21 protein-coding genes are annotated in these 18,348 nt (G+C 69.4%); 11 read left to right on the top strand and 10 right to left on the bottom strand.

From position 1 onward, the window contains the following. Position 1: 1 nt before the first annotated feature. Positions 2 to 976, bottom strand: coding sequence for a 4-hydroxy-3-methylbut-2-enyl diphosphate reductase (locus tag ACZK39_RS11110; RefSeq protein WP_459054861.1), 975 nt, complete (start codon positions 974 to 976; stop codon positions 2 to 4). 41 nt (positions 977 to 1,017) lie between these two features. Here ACZK39_RS11110 and ACZK39_RS11105 point away from each other — a divergent pair, with 41 nt between their 5' ends. The 3 genes from ACZK39_RS11105 to ACZK39_RS11095 are packed head-to-tail and all read left to right on the top strand — an operon-like array spanning position 1,018 to position 3,202. After that, entirely contained in the window at positions 1,018 to 1,770 is a 753-nt protein-coding gene (locus tag ACZK39_RS11105; protein WP_182798564.1) for a hypothetical protein, read from the top strand. A gap of 11 nt (positions 1,771 to 1,781) precedes the next feature. Continuing rightward, positions 1,782 to 3,008 carry an exodeoxyribonuclease VII large subunit gene (xseA, locus tag ACZK39_RS11100; RefSeq protein ID WP_182798565.1) on the top strand — a complete coding sequence of 409 codons (1,227 nt, stop codon included), beginning with the start codon at positions 1,782 to 1,784 and terminating at the stop codon, positions 3,006 to 3,008. Continuing rightward, positions 3,005 to 3,202, top strand: a complete 198-nt coding sequence (locus ACZK39_RS11095; protein WP_182781833.1) for an exodeoxyribonuclease VII small subunit — start codon at positions 3,005 to 3,007, stop codon at positions 3,200 to 3,202. The genes xseA and ACZK39_RS11095 overlap by 4 nt, the downstream gene beginning before the upstream one ends. A gap of 19 nt (positions 3,203 to 3,221) precedes the next feature. Here ACZK39_RS11095 and ACZK39_RS11090 read toward each other — a convergent pair whose 3' ends face one another. Next, the gene (locus ACZK39_RS11090) at positions 3,222 to 3,773 is read right to left on the bottom strand and encodes a DUF4245 domain-containing protein (protein WP_459054863.1); all 552 of its coding nucleotides are present in this window, start codon (positions 3,771 to 3,773) and stop codon (positions 3,222 to 3,224) included. 47 nt (positions 3,774 to 3,820) lie between these two features. Continuing rightward, on the bottom strand, positions 3,821 to 4,621 hold the full coding sequence (locus tag ACZK39_RS11085) for an isoprenyl transferase (protein WP_182781831.1): 801 nt from the start codon (positions 4,619 to 4,621) through the stop codon (positions 3,821 to 3,823). Positions 4,622 to 4,715: 94 nt separating this feature from the next. On the opposite strand from ACZK39_RS11085, the gene trhA reads away from it, so the two are divergent. Beyond that, positions 4,716 to 5,396 (top strand): PAQR family membrane homeostasis protein TrhA, encoded by a 681-nt coding sequence (gene trhA / locus ACZK39_RS11080; protein WP_463613338.1) that lies wholly within the window; start codon positions 4,716 to 4,718, stop codon positions 5,394 to 5,396. A 30-nt stretch (positions 5,397 to 5,426) separates the two neighbouring features. On the opposite strand, the gene ACZK39_RS11075 is transcribed toward trhA, so the two are convergent. Genes ACZK39_RS11075 through ACZK39_RS11065 form a run of 3 tightly spaced genes read right to left on the bottom strand, consistent with a single transcriptional unit; the run spans position 5,427 to position 8,642 of the window. Beyond that, entirely contained in the window at positions 5,427 to 6,779 is a 1,353-nt protein-coding gene (locus ACZK39_RS11075; RefSeq protein ID WP_463613334.1) for an ABC transporter permease, read from the bottom strand. A 7-nt stretch (positions 6,780 to 6,786) separates the two neighbouring features. Beyond that, entirely contained in the window at positions 6,787 to 7,884 is a 1,098-nt protein-coding gene (locus ACZK39_RS11070; protein WP_182781828.1) for a COG1361 S-layer family protein, read from the bottom strand. Continuing rightward, positions 7,881 to 8,642 carry an ABC transporter ATP-binding protein gene (locus tag ACZK39_RS11065; RefSeq protein WP_182781827.1) on the bottom strand — a complete coding sequence of 254 codons (762 nt, stop codon included), beginning with the start codon at positions 8,640 to 8,642 and terminating at the stop codon, positions 7,881 to 7,883. Before ACZK39_RS11065 ends, ACZK39_RS11070 begins: the two co-directional genes overlap by 4 nt. A 333-nt stretch (positions 8,643 to 8,975) precedes the next feature. Here ACZK39_RS11065 and phoH2 point away from each other — a divergent pair, with 333 nt between their 5' ends. The 4 genes from phoH2 to ACZK39_RS11045 all read left to right on the top strand — a co-directional run bounded on the left by phoH2 (position 8,976) and on the right by ACZK39_RS11045 (position 12,541). Beyond that, positions 8,976 to 10,322, top strand: coding sequence for an RNA 5'-3' helicase PhoH2 (gene phoH2 / locus ACZK39_RS11060; RefSeq protein ID WP_463613333.1), 1,347 nt, complete (start codon positions 8,976 to 8,978; stop codon positions 10,320 to 10,322). 123 nt (positions 10,323 to 10,445) lie between these two features. Next, positions 10,446 to 11,243 (top strand): DUF4397 domain-containing protein, encoded by a 798-nt coding sequence (locus ACZK39_RS11055; RefSeq protein WP_463613332.1) that lies wholly within the window; start codon positions 10,446 to 10,448, stop codon positions 11,241 to 11,243. Between the two features lie 105 nt (positions 11,244 to 11,348). Then, a complete protein-coding gene (locus tag ACZK39_RS11050; RefSeq protein WP_463613331.1) occupies positions 11,349 to 11,918 on the top strand; it encodes an RNA polymerase sigma factor in 570 nt (189 codons plus the stop codon). After that, positions 11,915 to 12,541 carry an anti-sigma factor gene (locus ACZK39_RS11045; protein WP_182781824.1) on the top strand — a complete coding sequence of 209 codons (627 nt, stop codon included), beginning with the start codon at positions 11,915 to 11,917 and terminating at the stop codon, positions 12,539 to 12,541. The genes ACZK39_RS11050 and ACZK39_RS11045 overlap by 4 nt, the downstream gene beginning before the upstream one ends. A gap of 10 nt (positions 12,542 to 12,551) precedes the next feature. Here the strand turns inward: ACZK39_RS11045 and ACZK39_RS11040 are convergent, their stop codons facing one another. Then, positions 12,552 to 14,561 carry a thioredoxin domain-containing protein gene (locus ACZK39_RS11040; protein ID WP_182781823.1) on the bottom strand — a complete coding sequence of 670 codons (2,010 nt, stop codon included), beginning with the start codon at positions 14,559 to 14,561 and terminating at the stop codon, positions 12,552 to 12,554. Positions 14,562 to 14,655: 94 nt separating this feature from the next. Between ACZK39_RS11040 and ACZK39_RS11035 the strand changes: the two genes are divergently transcribed. Further along, on the top strand, positions 14,656 to 15,240 hold the full coding sequence (locus ACZK39_RS11035; RefSeq protein ID WP_182781822.1) for a rhomboid family intramembrane serine protease: 585 nt from the start codon (positions 14,656 to 14,658) through the stop codon (positions 15,238 to 15,240). Here ACZK39_RS11035 and mca read toward each other — a convergent pair. Further along, positions 15,237 to 16,133 carry a mycothiol conjugate amidase Mca gene (gene mca, locus ACZK39_RS11030; protein ID WP_182781821.1) on the bottom strand — a complete coding sequence of 299 codons (897 nt, stop codon included), beginning with the start codon at positions 16,131 to 16,133 and terminating at the stop codon, positions 15,237 to 15,239. The two genes, ACZK39_RS11035 and mca, sit on opposite strands and share 4 nt — an antisense overlap. Before the next feature lie 59 nt (positions 16,134 to 16,192). Between mca and ACZK39_RS11025 the strand changes: the two genes are divergently transcribed. Together ACZK39_RS11025 and greA are read left to right on the top strand one after the other, a co-directional pair. Next, complete coding sequence (locus tag ACZK39_RS11025) at positions 16,193 to 16,594, top strand: DUF4307 domain-containing protein (RefSeq protein WP_182781820.1); 402 nt, start codon at positions 16,193 to 16,195, stop codon at positions 16,592 to 16,594. A 12-nt stretch (positions 16,595 to 16,606) separates the two neighbouring features. Continuing rightward, on the top strand, positions 16,607 to 17,107 hold the full coding sequence (gene greA / locus ACZK39_RS11020) for a transcription elongation factor GreA (RefSeq protein ID WP_182781819.1): 501 nt from the start codon (positions 16,607 to 16,609) through the stop codon (positions 17,105 to 17,107). A gap of 3 nt (positions 17,108 to 17,110) precedes the next feature. Here greA and ACZK39_RS11015 read toward each other — a convergent pair whose 3' ends face one another. Then, positions 17,111 to 17,521, bottom strand: coding sequence for a DUF2089 domain-containing protein (locus tag ACZK39_RS11015; RefSeq protein WP_182798572.1), 411 nt, complete (start codon positions 17,519 to 17,521; stop codon positions 17,111 to 17,113). Between the two features lies 1 nt (position 17,522). Then, on the bottom strand, positions 17,523 to 18,326 hold the full coding sequence (locus ACZK39_RS11010; RefSeq protein ID WP_463613330.1) for a hypothetical protein: 804 nt from the start codon (positions 18,324 to 18,326) through the stop codon (positions 17,523 to 17,525). Between the last annotated feature and the right edge of the window lie 22 nt (positions 18,327 to 18,348).

Here is an 18,348-nt window from a genome sequence, read left to right as displayed (position 1 = left end):
GTCAGTGCTTGACGGCGCGCTTCAGGTCCTTGCGGAGCTCCGGCGGCAGCGCGAACTGAAGCGTCTCCTCGGTCAGGCGCTCCTCCACCGCGGGCGGGAAGCCCATGGACTCGAGGTACTCCAGCACCCCGTCGACGAGCAGCTCCGGCACGGAGGCACCCGAGGTGACGCCCACCGAGTGGACGCCCTCCAGCCAGGCGGGATCGATCTCCGAGGCGTTGTCCACGCGGTAGGAGGCCTTGGCGCCGGCCTCGAGCGCCACCTCGACCAGCCGCACGGAGTTCGACGAGTTCTGCGAACCCACCACGATCATCAGGTCACACCCGCGCGAGATCTGCTTGACCGCCAGCTGCCGGTTCTGCGTGGCGTAGCAGATGTCATCCGACGGCGGGTCCATGAGCAGCGGGAACTTTTCGCGCAGCTTGCCCACTGTCTCCATGGTCTCGTCCACGGACAAGGTGGTCTGGCTCAGCCACGCCACAGATCCGTGCTGGGGAAGCTCCACGGAGGCCACGTCCTCAGGCGACTGAACGAGGATGGTCTGCTCCGGCGCCTCACCCATGGTGCCTTCGACCTCCTCGTGGCCGGCGTGGCCGATGAGGAGGATCTGGGTACCCTCGGACGCGAAACGCCGGGCCTCGTGGTGCACCTTCGTGACCAGCGGGCAGGTGGCGTCGATGGTCTTCAGGCCCCGGTCCGCGGCTTCGGTGTGCACCGCGGGAGACACGCCGTGGGCGGAGAAGACGACGGTGGCGCCGGTGGGCACCTCGTCGAGCTCCTCCACGAAGATCGCGCCTCTGGCTTCCAGGGTCTCGACCACATGCTTGTTGTGCACGATCTGTTTGCGCACGTAGACGGGCGGCCCGTACAGATCAAGCGCCTTCTCGACGGTGATGACGGCGCGATCCACACCGGCGCAGTACCCGCGGGGGGCTGCGACGACGACGCGCTTGATGGCCGGGGCAACGCTAGACATGCCAACCAGTCTAGGTGGTGCTCCGCCGGTACCCTAGCGGCATGGATTCCCCCCAGCTCCACGCCGTCGGCTTCGATGCCCCATCCCTGGACCAGCTCGTCGCGTCCGCGTTCAGCGCGGGCGTGCGCGGAGTGGACACCGCGCCGGGCTTCGACCTGGTAGGGACGTACACGGACCCGAGCGGTGCCCGCCTGTGCTTCGTCAAGCGGGAGGGGCAGGGGGTCAGCACGACGGGGGCGCTTGCCTCGGAATCGCGCTACCGCGCCCAGGTGGTTCGGTTCTCGGACCTGCTGGCGCGGGTGGCGCTGTACGGGACCCACGCGCCTGGGCCGCTGCTGGCCCAGTTCGTGGCGCTGGTCGACGACCCCGTCGCCTATCCGCAGCACGAGCTGCGCGCCGGCGGCCAGTACACCGTGATCGAGTCGTTGCGCGTCGCGGCGCTGGCGATCGAGGTCACGGTCTACGAGGATGCTGCCGCGTTCGAGGCCTCCCCGGAGGCTGCTCCCGGAGGCGACCTCCGGATCCCCGCCGACGCGCTGATCTCCCCCAGTCTGATCGCCCTCCAGGCCGCCGCGATCCCGCCGGCCGAGGCCTCCCCCGCGCTCCTGATGGGCGTGGAGGTACTGAGCGTCGAGCCCAGGCGCAACACCCTCACCGGCGTGGAGTTTCAATACGTGGTGGGGCGCAGCGCGATCGAGATCTCCTGCGCGATCCCGGCGGAGGTCCCAGTGTCGGTGGGCAACGTGGTGCACGGCACCTGGTTCGCCACCTGCTCCTCGGGCCTCTGGGACTGACGAGTCTCCGCATGGGGTTGGAGAGTTCCTCGGAGAAGCCGCAGCCGCTCGGCCGGGTGATCATGGCAACCAAGGAGTGGGTGGGGCGCCTGGGAGAGGTGTGGGTGGACGCCCAGGTGGTGGAGATCAAGCGTCGCAACGCTCCCACGCAGTTCCTCACGTTCCGCGACAGGGTGGCCGACATGTCGGTTCAGGTCACGGTCTCCACCATGGTGCTCGACGCCGCCGGGCCCCTTCCCGAGGGATCCCGGGTGACCGCACGGGTCAAGCCGCGGGTGTGGGAGCGCAACACATCGCTCAGCCTGGAGTGCCTGGAGATCCAGGTGGCGGGCGAGGGCCGGCTGCTGGCCCAGCTGGAGCAGCTCAAGCGCAAGCTGCAGGCCGAAGGCCTGTTCGACCCGGCCCGCAAGCGCCGCCTCCCCCTCCTCCCCCGGATGATCGGGCTGATCACGGGCCGGGACTCGGACGCCGAGCGTGACGTGGTGACCAACGTCGGCCGCCGCTGGCCCGCCGCCGGCATCCGTACCCGGCACGCGGTGGTCCAGGGCCCCACGTCGGCGGAGTCGGTCATGCTCGCCCTCGCCGCGCTGGACGAGGACCCCGAGGTGGACGTCATCATCATCGCCCGCGGCGGCGGGTCGCTGGAGGACCTGCTCTCGTTCTCCGACGAGGGCCTCGTGCGCGCCGTGGCCGCCGCTCGCACCCCCGTCGTCACCGCCATCGGGCACGAGCGCGACGCCCCCATCGTGGACCTGGTGGCCGACCTCCGCGCCTCCACGCCCACGGATGCCGCCAGGCGCGTGGTGCCGGATCACGCCGACGAGTCCGCGTCGCTGGCGGACGCGAGGGCGCGGCTGGAGCGGGGGGTCGACGCGCGGCTCCAGGAGGCGCAACGCCAGCTGGACCAGCTCCGCTCCCGCCCCGTCATGATCGACCCCACCAGCGCATTCGCCGCCCACTACGACAGGCTCAGCCTGCTGCGCCACAAGCTCGACACCGCCGTCGACCGCCGGCTGCGCGACGAGGAATCCCACCTGCGCTCCGCCGTCAGCTCAGTCCGCGCGCTCTCCCCGAAACGGACCCTTGAGCGCGGCTACGCCGTCCTCGTCGACGACGCCCACCGGTCTGTGTCGGCCGTGGGCGACACCGCACCCGGCGCCCGCATCCACGCCTATCTCTTCGACGGTCAGCTCGACCTCGACGTCGTCGCCACCACAGCTGAAGGAGACCGGCCGTGACCGATCAGAAGCCCACCTACGAGGCCGCCCGCGACGAACTGGTCGACGTGGTGCGCCGGCTGGAGTCCGGCGGCGCGTCACTGGCCGAGTCCATGGAGCTGTGGCAGCGCGGCGAGAAGTTGGCCGAGATCTGCCAGGGCTACCTCGACGGCGCCAAGGAGCAGGTCGCCAAGGCGCGCCGCGCCGTCGAGTGACCGGCCGCGGCTCCCCCTGCTACCCCTCGGTGAGTGTTGCCGCGAACGCTTCCAGCGCCGTGAAGTCCGCGTCGGCCGTCACGATGGAGGTGACCAGGTCGTCCTCGTGCACCAGGCTGCGGGTCCGGCCGTCGTCGCTCTCGAAGCGCTCCCAGGTGCGCCCCGCCAGCTCGACGGCGCCGCCCAGCGGGCTCCCGTCTCTGGTCGTGTCGGTGACGAACGCACCGGCACCGCCGTCGCGCTGCTGCACCCCGTAGTAGATCTCCTCCGGGGAGAGGTAGCCCACCTGCCACCAGTTGCCTGCCGCGGGCTCGCTGGTGATCCACGGGTCGCCCTCCTTGGCCCAGGCCACCCGCACCGGTACCCACCCCTCGTCGAGGTCGCCAGCACGCAGCACGGGGTAGGGCGATTCCGCCTCGGCCCTGGTGAGGGTGGCGTCGACGTCGACCACCTCCGGCTTGGGCTCCGGGTTGAGGGTGAACCACCAGACGATGAGCGCGATGGGCACCAGCAGCACCGTCATCGAGATCACCATGTCGCGCGAGCGGTTCTTGGGGTTGCGGCGGGCCATGCGCGCCATCGTGCCACGACCTGCCGCGGTGCCCCAAAGGCCGGGGATCAGCGACCGAAACGGCGCTCCCGCTGTGAGTACGCCCGGAGCGCTCGGACGAAGTCGACCCGGCGGAAGTCCGGCCAGAGCGCCTCGCAGAAGTAGAACTCGCTGTGCGCGGACTGCCACAGCAGGAACCCGGAGAGGCGCTGCTCGCCGGAGGTGCGGATGATGAGGTCCGGGTCCGGCTGGCCCTTGGTGTAGAGGTGGTCGGAGATCTGATCGATCTCGAGCGTCTCGGCCACCTCGGCCAAGGTGGCACCCTCTGCGGCCCGCGCCGCGAGCAGGGACCTGACGGCGTCGAGGAGTTCGTGGCGGCCGCCGTAGGCCACCGCGACATTGACGTGCATGCCGGTGACCCAGCCCGTCGAGTCAGACGCGGCCCGAAGCGTGTCGGACATCGCCTCCGGAAGGAGATCCAGCGCGCCGACCGCCTGCACCCGCCAGCGCCTGGTGGCGGCAAGGTCCGAGACGAGTTGGCTGATCACCTCCAGCAGGGGGGTCAGTTCATCGTCCTCGGCGCGCTCCAGGTTGTCCGTGCTGAGCACCCACAGGGTGATCACCTGGATGCCCGCGTCGTCGCACCACTCGACGAACTCGCGCAGTTTGGCGGCCCCCGCCCGGTAGCCGGCGACGAGGGGCTGGCCGGGCGCGTTCATCCGGGCCCATCGCCGGTTGCCGTCTGCCAGGACTGCCACGTGGCGGGGCAGGCTGTCGCGGTCCACGTGCCGGAGGACCTGGCGTTCGTAGCTGGCATACAGCCATCTGGGCGGCCACACGCGGTCGATGAGGCGCTGCACCGCTGACATGCGAAATACACTAGCGCCCAGTTGGCTTCCCGCGGCCGGAGTAGTAACCTACGGAAGCGTAAGTTACTCAACCGTAGGTATGTGCATGAGCCAGATAGCAGAACCCCCTTTCGCCTCCACCGACACCGCTGCGGCCAGCCCCGCGAAACCCAAGCTCCGCGGCTGGCTGCACCTCGGCATGGCGCCGGTGGCGTTCATCATCGGGCTGGCGTTCACGGTGTTCGCCCCCACCCTGACGGGTCGCATCGGCTGCGGCATCTACACCCTGGCCGCCGTGCAGATGTTCGGAACCAGCGCCGTCTACCACCGGGGCACCTGGTCACCCCGCGCCAACGCGATGTTCCGACGGATCGACCACTCCAACATTTTCGTCTTCATTGCCGGCAGCTACACCCCCCTCGCCCTCACGCTGCTCGAGGGATCCTCGCGCGTGACGCTGTTGGTGCTCATCTGGAGCATCGCTGTCCTCGGCGTGCTGTTCCGGGTCCTCTGGCTCGGCGCCCCCCGCTGGCTGTACACCTTCCTCTACCTGGCCATGGGATGGGCGGCGGTCGGCTGGCTCACGCAGTTCTGGGCGGCCGGCGGCCCGGCTGTGGTGCTGCTGATCGGGGCCGGGGGCCTGGTCTACTCGCTGGGCGCCATCGCCTACGCCACCAAGCGCCCCCAGCTGTCGCCGACCTGGTTCGGGTTCCACGAGGTGTTCCACGCCTGCACCATCATCGCGGCGCTCCTGCACGCCGTCGCCATCGGTCTGGCGGTCTTCGGCGCTTCCTGAGGTCCGGACAGGTCTGGCGTGTGACGGTGGCTACTCGGCGCGCATGGCGGCCAGCGGGCTGAGGTTCGTCGCCCGCTGCGCCGGCACGAGGCCTGCAAGCGTGCCGATCAACGTCGCGAACACCACCGCACCGACCATCAACCATGCTGGGACGACCGACAGCTCACCCGAGCCGCCCTCACCTGCCACCTGTGCGCCGAGGGTGGCGTTGAGCAGCGCCGAGGCCGCCAGGCTCAACACCAGTCCGATCACGCCGCCGAGGAAGCCGATGGAGGCCGACTCGATGAGGAACATCCTCCGGATGTCCCCCAGCGCCGCGCCCATCACCTTCATGATGCCGATCTCCTTGGTCCTTTCGTAGACGCTCATCATCATGGTGTTGGCGATGCCGATGGCCGCCACCAGCAGTGACACGAACCCGATGCCGCCGAAGACCGCCTGGATCATCAGGGCCTGTGATTGGGCCTGCCTGATCCACTCCACGTCGGCGAAGGCCCCGTAGCCCTGTTCACGCAGCGAGTTGAGGACCATCTCGGCGTCTTCTGGGCTGTCGGTCAGGAGCCGGATCTCCGTGTAGATGAACGCCTTCCCCTTCGGCTTCCCGTCGGCGGTGGCGGGCTGGTTGGGGAGCGCCTTGCCCGGCATCGCCTTCTCCATGGCCTTGCGCAGCGCATCGAAGTCGGCGAACACGCTCGATGAGTAGGGCCCCCACTGGTCGTTACCCGGGTTGGCGATCTGGGCCACGGCGGGCATGATGATCCGCTTGGGCGGCTTGGCGGGCTGTGTTGGGTCATCCCCGTCCTCACCCCCGCCGATCGGCACCGGTCCGTACTCGCCAAAGGTGGCGAAGGCACCGAAGATGGTGTCGGATCGGAAGTCGACCTCCAGAGGCATGCCGGTGACAGGGTCCCAGAGCTGTGTGTGAAGAAGGTCTCCCAGCACGAGTCCGAGGGCTTCGCCCGGCTGCGGTAGCTGGCCCCAGGCCAGGTCCAGGTTCATCTCCTGCAGCGCCTCGGCGGGCAGGCCGACGACCTGGAAGTACTGGGTGGCGGCCCCAACGGTGAACTCCACGTCCACCAGGTAGGTCGGCCACACCGCTCGGACACCGGGCTCAGCTGCCAGGATGGGGATCAGGTCCCCGCTCAGCTGGGCGGGTTGGCCGGGAGCGGCCATCTCCGGTGTCGGTACGGAGTTGACGCTGACCTGACGCAGGCTGATCTGCTGGAACTGGCTCGTGAAGCTCGAGGACAACCCGACGCCCAGCGACACCATCACGATCACCGACGTGGTGCCGATGAGGACGCCGAGCACCGTCAGCGAGGTGCGGAAGAGCCGCTGCCTGAGGCTCGCGAGGCTTGTGGCGAGCAGATCCGTCCAGCGCATCGTGGGCCTAGCGGGCCGTGGGCCCGATGAGCGGGTCCTCGCCCAGCTCCGCGAGCGACTCGAGGTCCTCGCGCTCCACCCGGCGTCGTCGACGGCGTCGTACCGCGAGAGCGACGATCACCACCAGCGCCAGGAGTGCCGCCGCGATGAGCGCTGGGATCAGCAGGGATGGTCCCGCCTCCTGGCCTGGTTGCTCCCCGAGGGGGGGCTCCTCGATGGGCATGGGGGCCATGACGGCCACCTCTGCCATCTTGTCCATGGTGGTTACGTTGCCGTTGACGTCCTCGAAGGAGACGGTGATCGTGATCGGGCCGGCTGCCTCCTCAGCCGCGTTGACCGTCATGTCGACGGCGCCCGAGGCACCCGGGTCGATGGTTCCGACGAAGACCTCCGGCGAGGTGATCGCCTGGCCTTCCTTGATGGCGGCCTTGGCGTTGTAGAGCTTGGTCTTGCCCTGATTGAAGATGCTGAACGTCAACGATGCGTCCTGGCCGAGCGTCAGCTGAGAGGGCATCAGCTGCGGCACCGAGGCATCGGCGCGGATGTTCTGCCTGACCTGGATCGAGACCGTTTCGATCGAGGTGAACGGGTTGGCGGCGGCGTCCTCGTAGTCGATAGTCAGGGTGAGCCGGTACGGCTTCTCCTCCAGCGACGGCAGCGAATGGAAGGCCATGGACGCGGTCTCGAGCTGATCGGCCCTGATCCGGCTGATGAAGAGCGAGGAGGAGCCGCTGGCGGGCAGAAAGGCCGAATCGTCCGAACTCAGCGTGACTTTCATGTTCTGCACGCGGGTGCGTGTCGAGGTGTTACGCAGGGTGAATGCGACGGTGAAGTCCTGACCCGCGACGACCTCCGCCGGGTCTGTGGTGAACCCGGCCAGGATGACCCGTGGCGTGGACACACCCGGAACGACGCTCGCGCCACCACCGCCGCCACCAGCACCGCCCGTGGTGCCTCCGGTGGCGCCGCCGGTATCCCCGGCCGAATCGGTCCCTGCACTGGCCCCGCCGTCGGCGACCGGATCGCCTGCGGCGCTGATGAGCGGGATCATCGTCAGCCCGAACACCACCATCAGGACTAGGAACAGTCGTTGGGTCATCTTCATGGCGCGACCTTCTGGTTGTCGGCGGTGGTCACTGGGAGTCGGTGGTCGGTGTGGCTGATGTCTGTGATGCGGCCGTCACCGATGGAGATGATCGTGTCAGCGAACGACGCGATGTGCCGGTCATGGGTGACCATGATCCAGGTCTGCTGGAAGCGGCGGATCACGGTGCGGAAGAGAGTGAGGATCTCCTCGGAGGTGTGCGAGTCCAGGTTGCCGGTGGGTTCGTCGGCAAAGACGAGCATCGGCTGGACCGCCATGGCGCGGGCGATGCCCACGCGCTGCTGTTGACCTCCGGAGAGCTGGCCCGGGGTGTGATGCAGGTGCCTGCCGAGACCCAGTTGGGTGAGGATGGCGCGGGCGCGGGCCTGACGGCGGTGGGCGGGGATGCCTCGGAAGCTGAGCGGGAGGGCCACGTTGTTGAGCGCGGTGAGGGACGGCAGCAGGTTGAACGACTGGAAGATGAAGCCCACCTGCTCACGACGGTAGGTGACCAGCTGCGATTCGGTGAACAGGTGGAGCGGCTGCCCCGCGACGAACACCTCCCCAGCCGTCGGCTTCTCGAGCCCTCCGAGCATGTTGAGTAGGGTGGACTTGCCGGACCCGGACGTGCCGACGACGGCGGTGAAGCTGCCCCGCGGAATGGTCAGGTTGACGCGGTTGAGCGCGACGACCCGCGAGTCACCCACCCGGAAGATCTTGGACAGATCCCGCGTCTGCACCAGGGGCTCCCCCACCTCGGGCAGGGGAAGCCGTATCATTGTTGCGGGCACCCCTAACCTCCTCGCTCGAGACCGCGGACCGGGCGTCGACGGCGACGCCTGGGAGAAACCTAGCCCAACGACGGGTCAGCTCCCCTGAGGTGCGGGCCGAGTCGCGACCGGAGGGGGACCGTGGCACCCATCGCATCGGCCCCAGGTACGACGCCCTCCCTTCGGCAGCGAATGACAGCCGTGTAATTCCCTCTGGCGGGTGCCCACTTTCCGGGGCTATTGTCGGGCCATGGAGATCCACTCCATCACAGCCCAGACGGTCCTCTAGCAACATTCGGGGACCGACGCGGCGAGCGCGGGCCCCGGCGAAAGGGAGCAATCGTGCTCAACGCGTCCCCGCAGCAGGCTTCCCCCACCGCTGTCCAGCCCGAAACAGCCATCAAGACCTACGTCGTCGATACCTCCGTCCTTCTCTCCGACCCGAAGGCGATGCTGCGCTTCGCCGAGCACAACGTCGTGCTGCCCATCGTGGTGATCACCGAACTGGAGTCGAAGCGCCACCATCCGGAGCTCGGCTACTTCGCCCGCTCCGCGCTGCGGCTCCTCGACGACCTCCGCATCCAGCACGGGCGCCTCGACACCCCCCTGATCACCAACGAGCAGGGCGGCAACCTACGGGTAGAGCTCAACCACTCCGACGAGCGGTCGCTGCCTGCAGGGTTCCGCCTCGGCGACAACGACACGCGCATCCTCGCCGTCGCCCTCAACTACGCCAACGAGGGCCACGACGTGGTGCTGGTCTCCAAGGATCTGCCTCTGCGCGTCAAAGCCTCCGCCGTCGGGCTGGCTGCGGAGGAGTACCGCAACGAGCTCCCGATCCAGACGGGCTTCACCGGCATGGCCGCCGTCGACGTCACCACCGACGATGTCTCGGCCCTCTACGAGCACGGACACGCCCAGGTGGCCGCCGCGCGCGAGCTGCCCACCCACACCGGAGTGGTGCTGCACGCCCCCGGCTCCAGCGCGCTCGGGCGCCGGATGCCCGACGGCAGCGTCAAGCTGATCAAGCATGACCGGGAGGTGTTCGGCATCCACGGCCGCTCCGCGGAGCAGCGCGTGGCCCTGGACCTGCTGATGGACGACTCCATCGGCATCGTGTCGCTGGGCGGCCGCGCCGGCACGGGCAAGTCGGCCCTGGCCCTGTGCGCAGGGCTGGACGCTGTGCTGGAGCAGCGCAAGTACACCAAGGTGATGGTGTTCCGGCCGCTCTACGCGGTGGGCGGGCAGGACCTGGGCTACCTGCCGGGCTCGGCCGGCGAGAAGATGCAGCCGTGGGGGCAGGCGGTGTTCGACACGCTGTCGTCGCTGACCAACAAGTACGTGATCGACGAGCTGCTCGAGCAGGACATGATCGAGGTTCTTCCCCTCACGCACATCCGTGGGCGCTCACTGCACGACGCGTTCGTGATCGTCGACGAGGCCCAGTCCCTCGAGCGCAACGTCCTGCTGACCGTGCTGTCGCGGGTGGGCCAGAACTCCCGCGTGGTCCTCACCCACGACGTGGCTCAGCGCGACAACCTCCGCGTGGGCCGCCACGACGGCATTGTCGCGGTGATCGAGAAGCTGAAGGGCAATCCCCTCTTCGCGCACGTCACGCTGACCCGCTCCGAGCGCTCCCAGATCGCCGCTCTGGTGACCGACCTGCTGGAGGTCGACGAGCTGGCCTGAGCGCCTCAGAAAGAAATCTGAAAAAACTTCCGATCCGGTGCATCCAAGGGCGGTGGTCCGTTCGAAGTACTCAGTGTCAAGGCGAAACCTCGCCTGGAACAGCACTTCGAAAGGACCACTCCCATGAAGCTCTCCCGCCTCTTCGTCGCCGGCTCCCTCGCACTGGCCGCCACCGTCGGTTCCGCTGCTCTGGCCCACGCCGACGACCACACCTCCACCATCTCCATCCTGCACGGCGTGCCCGAGGCCACCGTCGACGTCTACGCCAACGGCGCCGAGCTGCTGACCAACTTCGCCCCCGGCACCCTGACCGACCCGCAGGAACTGCCCGAGGGCACCTACGACCTCAAGGTCGTCGCGGCAGGCGCAGGCGCTGACGGAGCCGCGATCATCACGGCCGACGACGTTGCCGTCCCGGCAGGCGCGAACATCACCATCGTGGCCCACCTCATGGCCGACGGAAAGCCCGTCCTCACCCCCTTCGTCAACGACACCTCCGCCTCGGACAAGGGCGCCCGCCTGACGGTTCGCCACGTGGCCGCAGCCCCCGCCGTGGACGTCCGCGCCGGCGGAGCCGTCGCGGTCCCCGGCCTGGAGAACCCGAAGGAAGCCAAGCTCAACATCGCCGCCGGCACGGTTGCCGCTGACGTGGTGGCCGCGGGCACCGACACCGTCGTCCTCGGCCCCGCCGACCTGGACATCAAGGCCGGCATGAACACCATCGTCTACGCGTGGGGTTCGCTGGAAGACGAGAACCTGGCTCTCGCGACCCAGACCGTGAAGCTGGCCACCGGCATGCCGAGCACCGGCGCCGAAGGCCCGGCCGACACCTCGTTCCTCAACCTGGCGGTCGCGTCCCTGCTCCTCGCGGGTGTGGCCACCACGGTTGTCGCCTCGCAGCGGGCCCGCGCGCGCAGCTGATCCGAGTCCCCCCGACTGCGGCTCCCGCCCTCCACATGGTTCCCAGGGGCGGGAGCCGCGCCTCGTCTCCGCCATCGCCGGTTGGCGGTGTGCAAGACTGGTCCCGTGACTGTCGACGCACCCGCCACCCCCATCGGGGTTCTCGCGGCACGCTTCTCGGAGGGCGACGAGTCGGCTCTGCGAGAGGCGTTCACACGCTGGTCCCGGCTCATTCACACGATCGCACGAAGCTCGCTGGGGTCCTCGGACGACGCAGACGACGTCACCCAACACGTGTTCATCGCAGCCTGGTCGTCCCGGGCCTCGCTCCGGGCCAGCGACGAGTCGCTGCCGGCGTGGCTGATCGGCATCTGCCGGCTCAAGGTGATCGACGCGTTGCGCGCCAGGACCCGGGCGTTCCGCAAGGACGAGGCCATGACCCAGGAGGCCATGACGGGGGACCCGCCCATCGAGGCGGCCCGGGTGGACGAGGTGATCGACTCGGTCATCATCCACGACGCCCTGGCTGCCCTGGGTGACCCACGGGCGACCATCCTGCGGCTGGTGTATCTGGAGGATCGCACCCACGACGAGGTCGCCAGGCGGCTTGATCTGCCGCTGGGAACCGTGAAGAGTCACGTCAGACGAGGTTTGGAAAGGCTGAGAGCAGTGTTCGAGGAGGTGGACGCAGCATGATCGAGCGCGAGAGTTTCCCGTTGGACGCAGTGGCTGACCGCTTCCGCCGCGCTGCCCGCGCCGAACCCCAATGGTCGGATCCCGGCGACGGCACCTGGGACGCCATCGCGGCCGCCACCGGGGTCGCGGCGGCACCGGGCCCACCAACGCCACCCGAGCCTGCGTCTGCCCCGAGCGTCGGGATCGGCCGCCGGGAGTGGCTGTTCGGGCTGGGCGGCGTCCTCCTGGGCGCAGCCGCCGGCGCCACCGGGATGTGGGCCTCAGGTGGGGCGGCAGAGCTGGGCGACGCGGTGCGTCGCGCCGTCCTCACCCCCCTGGACCGCCCCGATGAGGAGCTCGGCCGCGCGGAGTTGCTCCGCCGCAGCGCCGGCTACAGCCTGGCGGTCGAAGTGCCCGGCGGGGTGAACAACCCCAACGGCTACGTCGAGGTCTGGCTGATCAACATCGACCTCGCGCGCATGATCTCGGTGGGCGTCTTCGCCGCAGACGAGGTGGGCCGCTTCACCATCGACCCGTCGCTGATCGAGTCGGGCTATCTCATCGTGGACCTCTCCAACGAGCTGTTCGACGACGAGCCCCGTCACTCCGGCGACACGATCATGCGCGGAGAACTGCAGCTCTGACCCTGGTGCGCTACACCCGGGACCAGAGCGGCGTCTTCAGCTCGTTGTAGTCGGTCACCGGGTCGAAGCACACCGTGCCGCGGCACACGTAGACCGCGTGCTCGGTGCGGTGCTCGAGGTGCGACCCCCAGCCGTCCGCGCCCTCGGACGCCGTCAGCACCACCGACCCGGGCGGGGCCAGCCGCCACGCGGCGCGGGCCAGCTCGTCGAACGGGTCAGGGCTCACCACCACCGCGACAGCGGGCTTCAGCCCTCGGCGCGCCTCGTCCGACATCATCAGGTCGGCCAGCGCCGCGCCCGCGAACCGGGGGGTCTCGGCAACCGCGACCCATGTGGTCCGGGCGGCGGCCTCCGCCCTGTCGACGAGGTCCTGCCGCTCGGCGAGCAGGCCCACCACCCGCAGCGCCGCCACCAGGGCCGACGTGCCGCTGGGCGTGACGCTGTCGGTGAAGGAGCGGGGCCGGTCGAACAACCCGGTCTCCGCCGCGTCGTAGAACCCGCCGTCGGCGTGGCCGAACAACTCGACGGCGCGGTCGGCCAGCGCCTCCGCCCGGCGCAGCCATCGGGCGTCCCCCGTCGCCCCGGCCAGCAGCGCGAACGCCTCGGCAACGGCCCCGAAGTCCTCCGCGACACCCACGCCCTCGCCCGCGACACCCTCGCGCGAGGAGCGCCGAAGGTCGCCGTCGGCCAGGTGCACCGCGACGAGGTGCTCGGCGGCTCTCACCGCCAGCTCCAACCACCCCGGCTCGTTGAACACCATTGACCCGGTCACCAGCGACGAGATCATCCAGCCGTTCCAGGCGGCCACCACCAGCGCGTCGGAACCGGGACGGAAGCGGGTGCCGCGCTCCTCCAGGAGGACTGCGGCCACCTCCTCCAGCTTCGCGAAGTCCGGCCGTCCGCGGAGCTGCAGCGTGGACAGCCCGTCCTCGAACGTGCCGCCCCTGGTCACGTGGAAGACCTCGGAGGCCCACTCCCCCAACTCCGGGCCGAGGGCGTCGTCGAGCAGTTCCGGGTTCCAGAGGTAGAAGATGCCCTCGTGGACGGCGCCTCGGATGTCGCAGGAGTCGGCGTCGAGCCCGCTGATGAAGGCGCCCTGCTCGCTCACCATCTCCCGCTCCAGCCATTCAACGATGCCGTAGGCGGTGCGCTCGAACAGCGCCCGCAGGCCGGAATCGTGGTCTGCGGTGCGGCGCCAGCCGCGCACGTAGGTGCCCAGCAGCAGCGCGTTGTCGTAGAGCATCTTCTCGAAGTGGGGCACCACCCAGCCGGCGTCGACGGCGTAGCGGTGGAAGCCCCCGCCCACCTGGTCGTAGATGCCGCCGCGGGCCATGGCCTCGAGGGTGCGCTGGGCGAGCTCGAGCGTGCGCGGGTCGCCCTTGACCAGGAGCGCGTCGATGAGGGTCGGGGCCGGGAACTTGGGCTGATGCCCGAAGCCGCCGTGGATGAGGTCGAAGGAGGACTCGACGGTGTCGACCGCCTGGCGCAGGTCCGGCGCCGCCTCCTGCACGGGCGCCTCGTGGCCCTTGAGCGTGGCGACGATGTGGTCGGCCGAGCCGATGATCGTGTCGCGGCGCGAGCGCCACGCCTCCGCCATCGCCTCGAGCACCTGGCGCAGCGAGGGCTGTCCGCCCTGCGGCTCCGGGGGGAAGTAGGTGCCGGTGAAGAACGGGGCGCCGGAGGGCGTGAGGAATGCTGTCATCGGCCAGCCGCCCGACCCTCCGTTCATCGCCTGGGTGGCAGTCATGTACACCGCGTCGACGTCGGGGTGCTGCTGTCGGTCCACCTTGATGGCCACGAAGTGCTCGTTGAGGTAGCGGGCGATCTCGGGATCGTCGAACGACTCGTGGCTCATCACGTGGCACCAGTGGCAGGAGGCGTAGCCCACGGACAGCATGATGGGCCGGTCCAGCTCGACGGCTGCGGCGAGGGCCTCCGGGGACCACTCCCACCAGTCGATGGCTTGGTGTGCGTGCTGCAGGAGGTAGTCGCTGGCGGACTGGGCGAGGCGGTTGACCATGCGCGTAAGCGTATCGGCCGCCGCCACGGGAGTCGCGGCGGGTACCCTCCCCCGGTATTGTGCGCCGGCTTGCCCCGTCCGACACACTTGAGTCATGCCCCAAGCACAGGCCTCACCCCCCACGCTGTCCCGCGCCCTCGTCGTCGTCGGCGGCCTGCTGGCCCTGATGTGGGGTCTGGAGGTGATCGACGTGTTGACGCTCAACAGCCTGGACAATCTCGGCATCGAGCCACGCCAGACCAGCGATCTGCCCAACATCCTGGTGGCACCTTTCCTGCACTTCGGATGGCCTCACCTGATCGGCAACACGCTGCCGTTCCTGGTACTCGGCGTCCTCACCTACCTCGCCGGAGTGGTGCGGTGGGTGGTGGCCAGCATCACCTCCGTGCTGACCTCAGGCCTGGCGGCCTGGTTCCTGTCCCCGGTGGGCACCATCACCGCCGGGGCCTCCGGGGTCATCTTCGGCTGGCTCACCTACCTCCTGGTGCGGGGGATCTTCAGCGGCAGGCCCGGCCAGATCGCCATCGCGGTGGTGGTCTTCCTCCTCTACGGCTCCGTGTTGTGGGGGGTCTTCCCGACGGCGCCTGGGGTCAGCTGGCAGGCTCACCTGGGCGGGGCCATCGGCGGCGTGGTCGCGGCCTGGCAGCTGCACCGTCGCCCGGATCAGCAGCGCGCCTAGATGTAGAACTCGGGCGTGGTGGGGAGGTCGCGGAGGCCGGCGAAGAGGTCGGTCTCCGGGATCATCGTCGGCACCTTGGAGATCACCAGCTGGTAGTCCTCCGTGGGCCAGCCCGCCTGCTGGATGGCCAGCGGCACCGTGAACCATGGCCCGTCGGGGTCGATCTGGGTGGCGTGTGCCCTCAACGCCTCGTCGCGGGCCGGGAAGTACTTCGAGCACTCGACGAACGTGGTCAGCCGTGCGTGTGAGTACGGGTCGTCGTCGCGGGCCGGAACCTGGTAGTCCAGCCCGCTCTCGTGCATCGCCATCTCCAGCATCTCGTAGCGACGACGGTGGAAGCTCATGTGGTAGTACAGCTTGGCCGCCTGCCACGCCTCGCCGTGCTCGGGCCAGGCCTCCGGGTCCGCGGCCGCGCGGAACGCCTCCACCGTGATCCGGTGGCACATGATGTGATCGGCGTGCGGATACCCGCCCCGCTCGTCGTAGGTGGTCACGACGTGGGGCCGGAACTGGCGGATCACCGCAACCAGGCGCCCCGCCGCGACCTTCGGGTCCTGCAGTCCGAAGCACCCCTCCGGCAGTGGCGGCGGCGGATCCCCCTCGGGGAAGCCGGAGTCCACAAATCCCAACCAGACCTGGCTGATGCCCAGGATCTCCCTGGCCCGCTCCATCTCGCGCCGCCGGATCTCGGCGATGTTGGCCTCCACGAACGGGTCTCCCGCGAGCTTCGGGTTGAGCACCGAGCCCCGCTCCCCTCCGGTACAGGTGGCCACCATCACCTGAATTCCCTCGTCGACGTACCTGAGGGTGGTGGCCGCGCCCTTGCTGGACTCGTCGTCGGGGTGGGCGTGGACGTGCAGCAACCGCAGCTGGGTGGGCTCGGGGCCTGGCATGCCCCGTATTGTGGCAGGCGCGGATGGCCGGCCGGCGCGGGCAGGGCACAATGGACGGCGTGACCAGCCAGGACGAAGCCCGCATCGCCGCCCGCTACCCCAGGCGTTCCGCCGTGGATTACCTGATCGGCGGCGGGGCCGCCCTCGCCGTGCTGGGCGTCATCGTGCTGGTGGTCGTCACCGGGATCACCCGGGCCAACCCGCCTGTGGCCGCCATGGTCCGCGACTTCGACGTCATCAGCCCCACGAAGGTTGTCGCGGCGCTCGTGATCCAACGCACGGATCCCTCCACGCTGGTGGAGTGCAGCATCTACGCGCAGGCGACCTCCTACGAGAAGGTCGCCGAGCAGCTGGTGAAGGTCCCGGCCGGCACCGAGGTACTCACCACCGTCGAGGTGACGCTGACCACGGTCAAGGAGGCCACGAGCCTCAGCATCGAGGGGTGCCGCGCGGTGGGCTGATAGGCTTGCTGAATGTCTGAAACTTCTACCGACGTGGTCTGGCTCACGCAAGAGGCCTACGACAAGCTCGAGGCCGAACTCAACAATCTGAAGCTTGTGGGGCGCCCGGACGTGACCGCACGCATCGCCTCTGCCCGCGAGGAGGGCGACCTCAGCGAGAACGGCGGCTACCACGCCGCCCGCGAGGAGCAGGGCCAGATGGAGGGGCGCATCCGTCAACTCGAGCACCTGCTGCGGCGCGCCCAGGTGGGCGAACCGGAGGGCGCGCACGACGAGGTGGCGCCGGGAAAGGTGATCACGGTCGCCTACGACGGCGACCCCGACGACACCGAAACGTTCCTCCTCGGCTCCCGCGAGATCCTGGGCTCTGATTCCTCCATCAGCCACGCGGTGTCGCCGCAGGCGCCGCTCGGCGCCGCCGTCGTCGGCGCGAAACTGGGCGACGAGGTGCGCTACGAGGCGCCCAACGGCCGCGAGATCATGGTCGTGGTGACCGGGATCACCACTCTCTGACCCTTACCCGAGCAGCTGGGCCGCCACCTCGGCGCTCAGCTCCCCCCGAGCCACCCGCGCCAGGATCTGATCCTGTGCGCTCGCCGACGGGGGCGCCTCCGACGGGGACGCCTCCGATGTGGGCGCCTCGTCGGTCGGCGTGAGGCCCAGCTTGGCCAGCACGGCGTCCAGACGGGCCCTCGCCGTCGGGTAGGAGACCTGGAGATGCTTCTCCACCTCACGCAGGTTTCCCCGGGAGCCGAGGAAGACCCGAAGCAGGCCGAGGTCGGCCTCGCTCAGCGCACAGAAGTCACATCCGGCGAACTCGCCGGCGATCTCGGTGCCGCACTGCAGGCATCCCTTGCGGATGGTGATGAGCGCTTCCCCGCACACGGGGCAGTCCGCGGGGGCGTGGTACAGGTGGCGTCCGGTCATCTCAGTCCTCCGACCTGATGGTGGCCATGCCCATCACGACGGCCACGTCGAGCCGCGCCGAGCCGTTGCCGACGACATATTCGTCGACGCCTTCGCCGCCCCCTGGCCAGGTGATCCTGCCAAGGCGCGCCTCGCCACGGATGGTGACGTTGGCGCCCTTCGTGAGATGGACCGTGAGGGTGCCGGACTCGACCCTGAGTCGCGACCGACCCATGCTGATGGGGCCACTGATGCTGATCCCGCCGGCCTGACTCAGCAGGTCCTCCACCTCGTGCACGTCCTCAAGGCTCGAGCCGCCGGCCGTCACCCTGATCCGTCCCAGCCTCGGCACATTCAGGGTGCGCAGCCCGCCGGTGGTGACCTCCGCATCGACGATGAGCTGAGGGTTGACGCGGATGGTGAGTTCCTTGCCCAGCCCGATGTCGCGGAGATCGTCGAGGTTGCGCGGTGGCCGGATCAGGGAGAATCCCTGGAAGCTGGGGCCGAACTCGCCGGTGGAGTTGACCTCCATCACCGTGCCCACGCGGCGCAGGACGTGCGGGCCGTCGATGGTCAGCGTCGAGACGGTGGGGTCTCCCTCGATCCGCACCCGCCGGCCCACCGCGGTGACAGAGATGCGCGCCAGCCCGCCGGCCTTGGGACCGCCGGGGGCGGAGTTGTCCGCGGGTGTGTCGTGAGGCGTGTCCTGCGGGGTCGTCGGGGCTGCCGCCGCCTTCGCTGCTTCGATGCGGCGGCCGGCTTCGGCGGCGTCGATGCGCCCGGCGGCCAGGTCGTCCAGGATAGGACCGAGATCGGGGTTGGTCATGCCTAATGGTAAGCCTGCTTTC

The organism is Tessaracoccus luoxuelianae (assembly GCF_055326245.1).
This window is presented reverse-complemented; position numbering and strand designations above follow the sequence as displayed.

Coding starts and splice junctions, on each gene's coding strand:
- ACZK39_RS11110 (WP_459054861.1), bottom strand. CDS start 976: ATGTCTAGCGTTGCCCCGGCCATCAAGCGCGTCGTCGTCGCAGCCCCC.
- ACZK39_RS11105 (WP_182798564.1), top strand. CDS start 1,018: ATGGATTCCCCCCAGCTCCACGCCGTCGGCTTCGATGCCCCATCCCTG.
- xseA (WP_182798565.1), top strand. CDS start 1,782: ATGGGGTTGGAGAGTTCCTCGGAGAAGCCGCAGCCGCTCGGCCGGGTG.
- ACZK39_RS11090 (WP_459054863.1), bottom strand. CDS start 3,773: ATGGCCCGCCGCAACCCCAAGAACCGCTCGCGCGACATGGTGATCTCG.
- ACZK39_RS11085 (WP_182781831.1), bottom strand. CDS start 4,621: ATGTCAGCGGTGCAGCGCCTCATCGACCGCGTGTGGCCGCCCAGATGG.
- ACZK39_RS11075 (WP_463613334.1), bottom strand. CDS start 6,779: ATGCGCTGGACGGATCTGCTCGCCACAAGCCTCGCGAGCCTCAGGCAG.
- ACZK39_RS11070 (WP_182781828.1), bottom strand. CDS start 7,884: ATGAAGATGACCCAACGACTGTTCCTAGTCCTGATGGTGGTGTTCGGG.
- ACZK39_RS11065 (WP_182781827.1), bottom strand. CDS start 8,642: ATGATACGGCTTCCCCTGCCCGAGGTGGGGGAGCCCCTGGTGCAGACG.
- ACZK39_RS11055 (WP_463613332.1), top strand. CDS start 10,446: ATGAAGCTCTCCCGCCTCTTCGTCGCCGGCTCCCTCGCACTGGCCGCC.
- ACZK39_RS11045 (WP_182781824.1), top strand. CDS start 11,915: ATGATCGAGCGCGAGAGTTTCCCGTTGGACGCAGTGGCTGACCGCTTC.
- ACZK39_RS11040 (WP_182781823.1), bottom strand. CDS start 14,561: ATGGTCAACCGCCTCGCCCAGTCCGCCAGCGACTACCTCCTGCAGCAC.
- ACZK39_RS11035 (WP_182781822.1), top strand. CDS start 14,656: ATGCCCCAAGCACAGGCCTCACCCCCCACGCTGTCCCGCGCCCTCGTC.
- mca (WP_182781821.1), bottom strand. CDS start 16,133: ATGCCAGGCCCCGAGCCCACCCAGCTGCGGTTGCTGCACGTCCACGCC.
- greA (WP_182781819.1), top strand. CDS start 16,607: ATGTCTGAAACTTCTACCGACGTGGTCTGGCTCACGCAAGAGGCCTAC.
- ACZK39_RS11015 (WP_182798572.1), bottom strand. CDS start 17,521: ATGACCGGACGCCACCTGTACCACGCCCCCGCGGACTGCCCCGTGTGC.
- ACZK39_RS11010 (WP_463613330.1), bottom strand. CDS start 18,326: ATGACCAACCCCGATCTCGGTCCTATCCTGGACGACCTGGCCGCCGGG.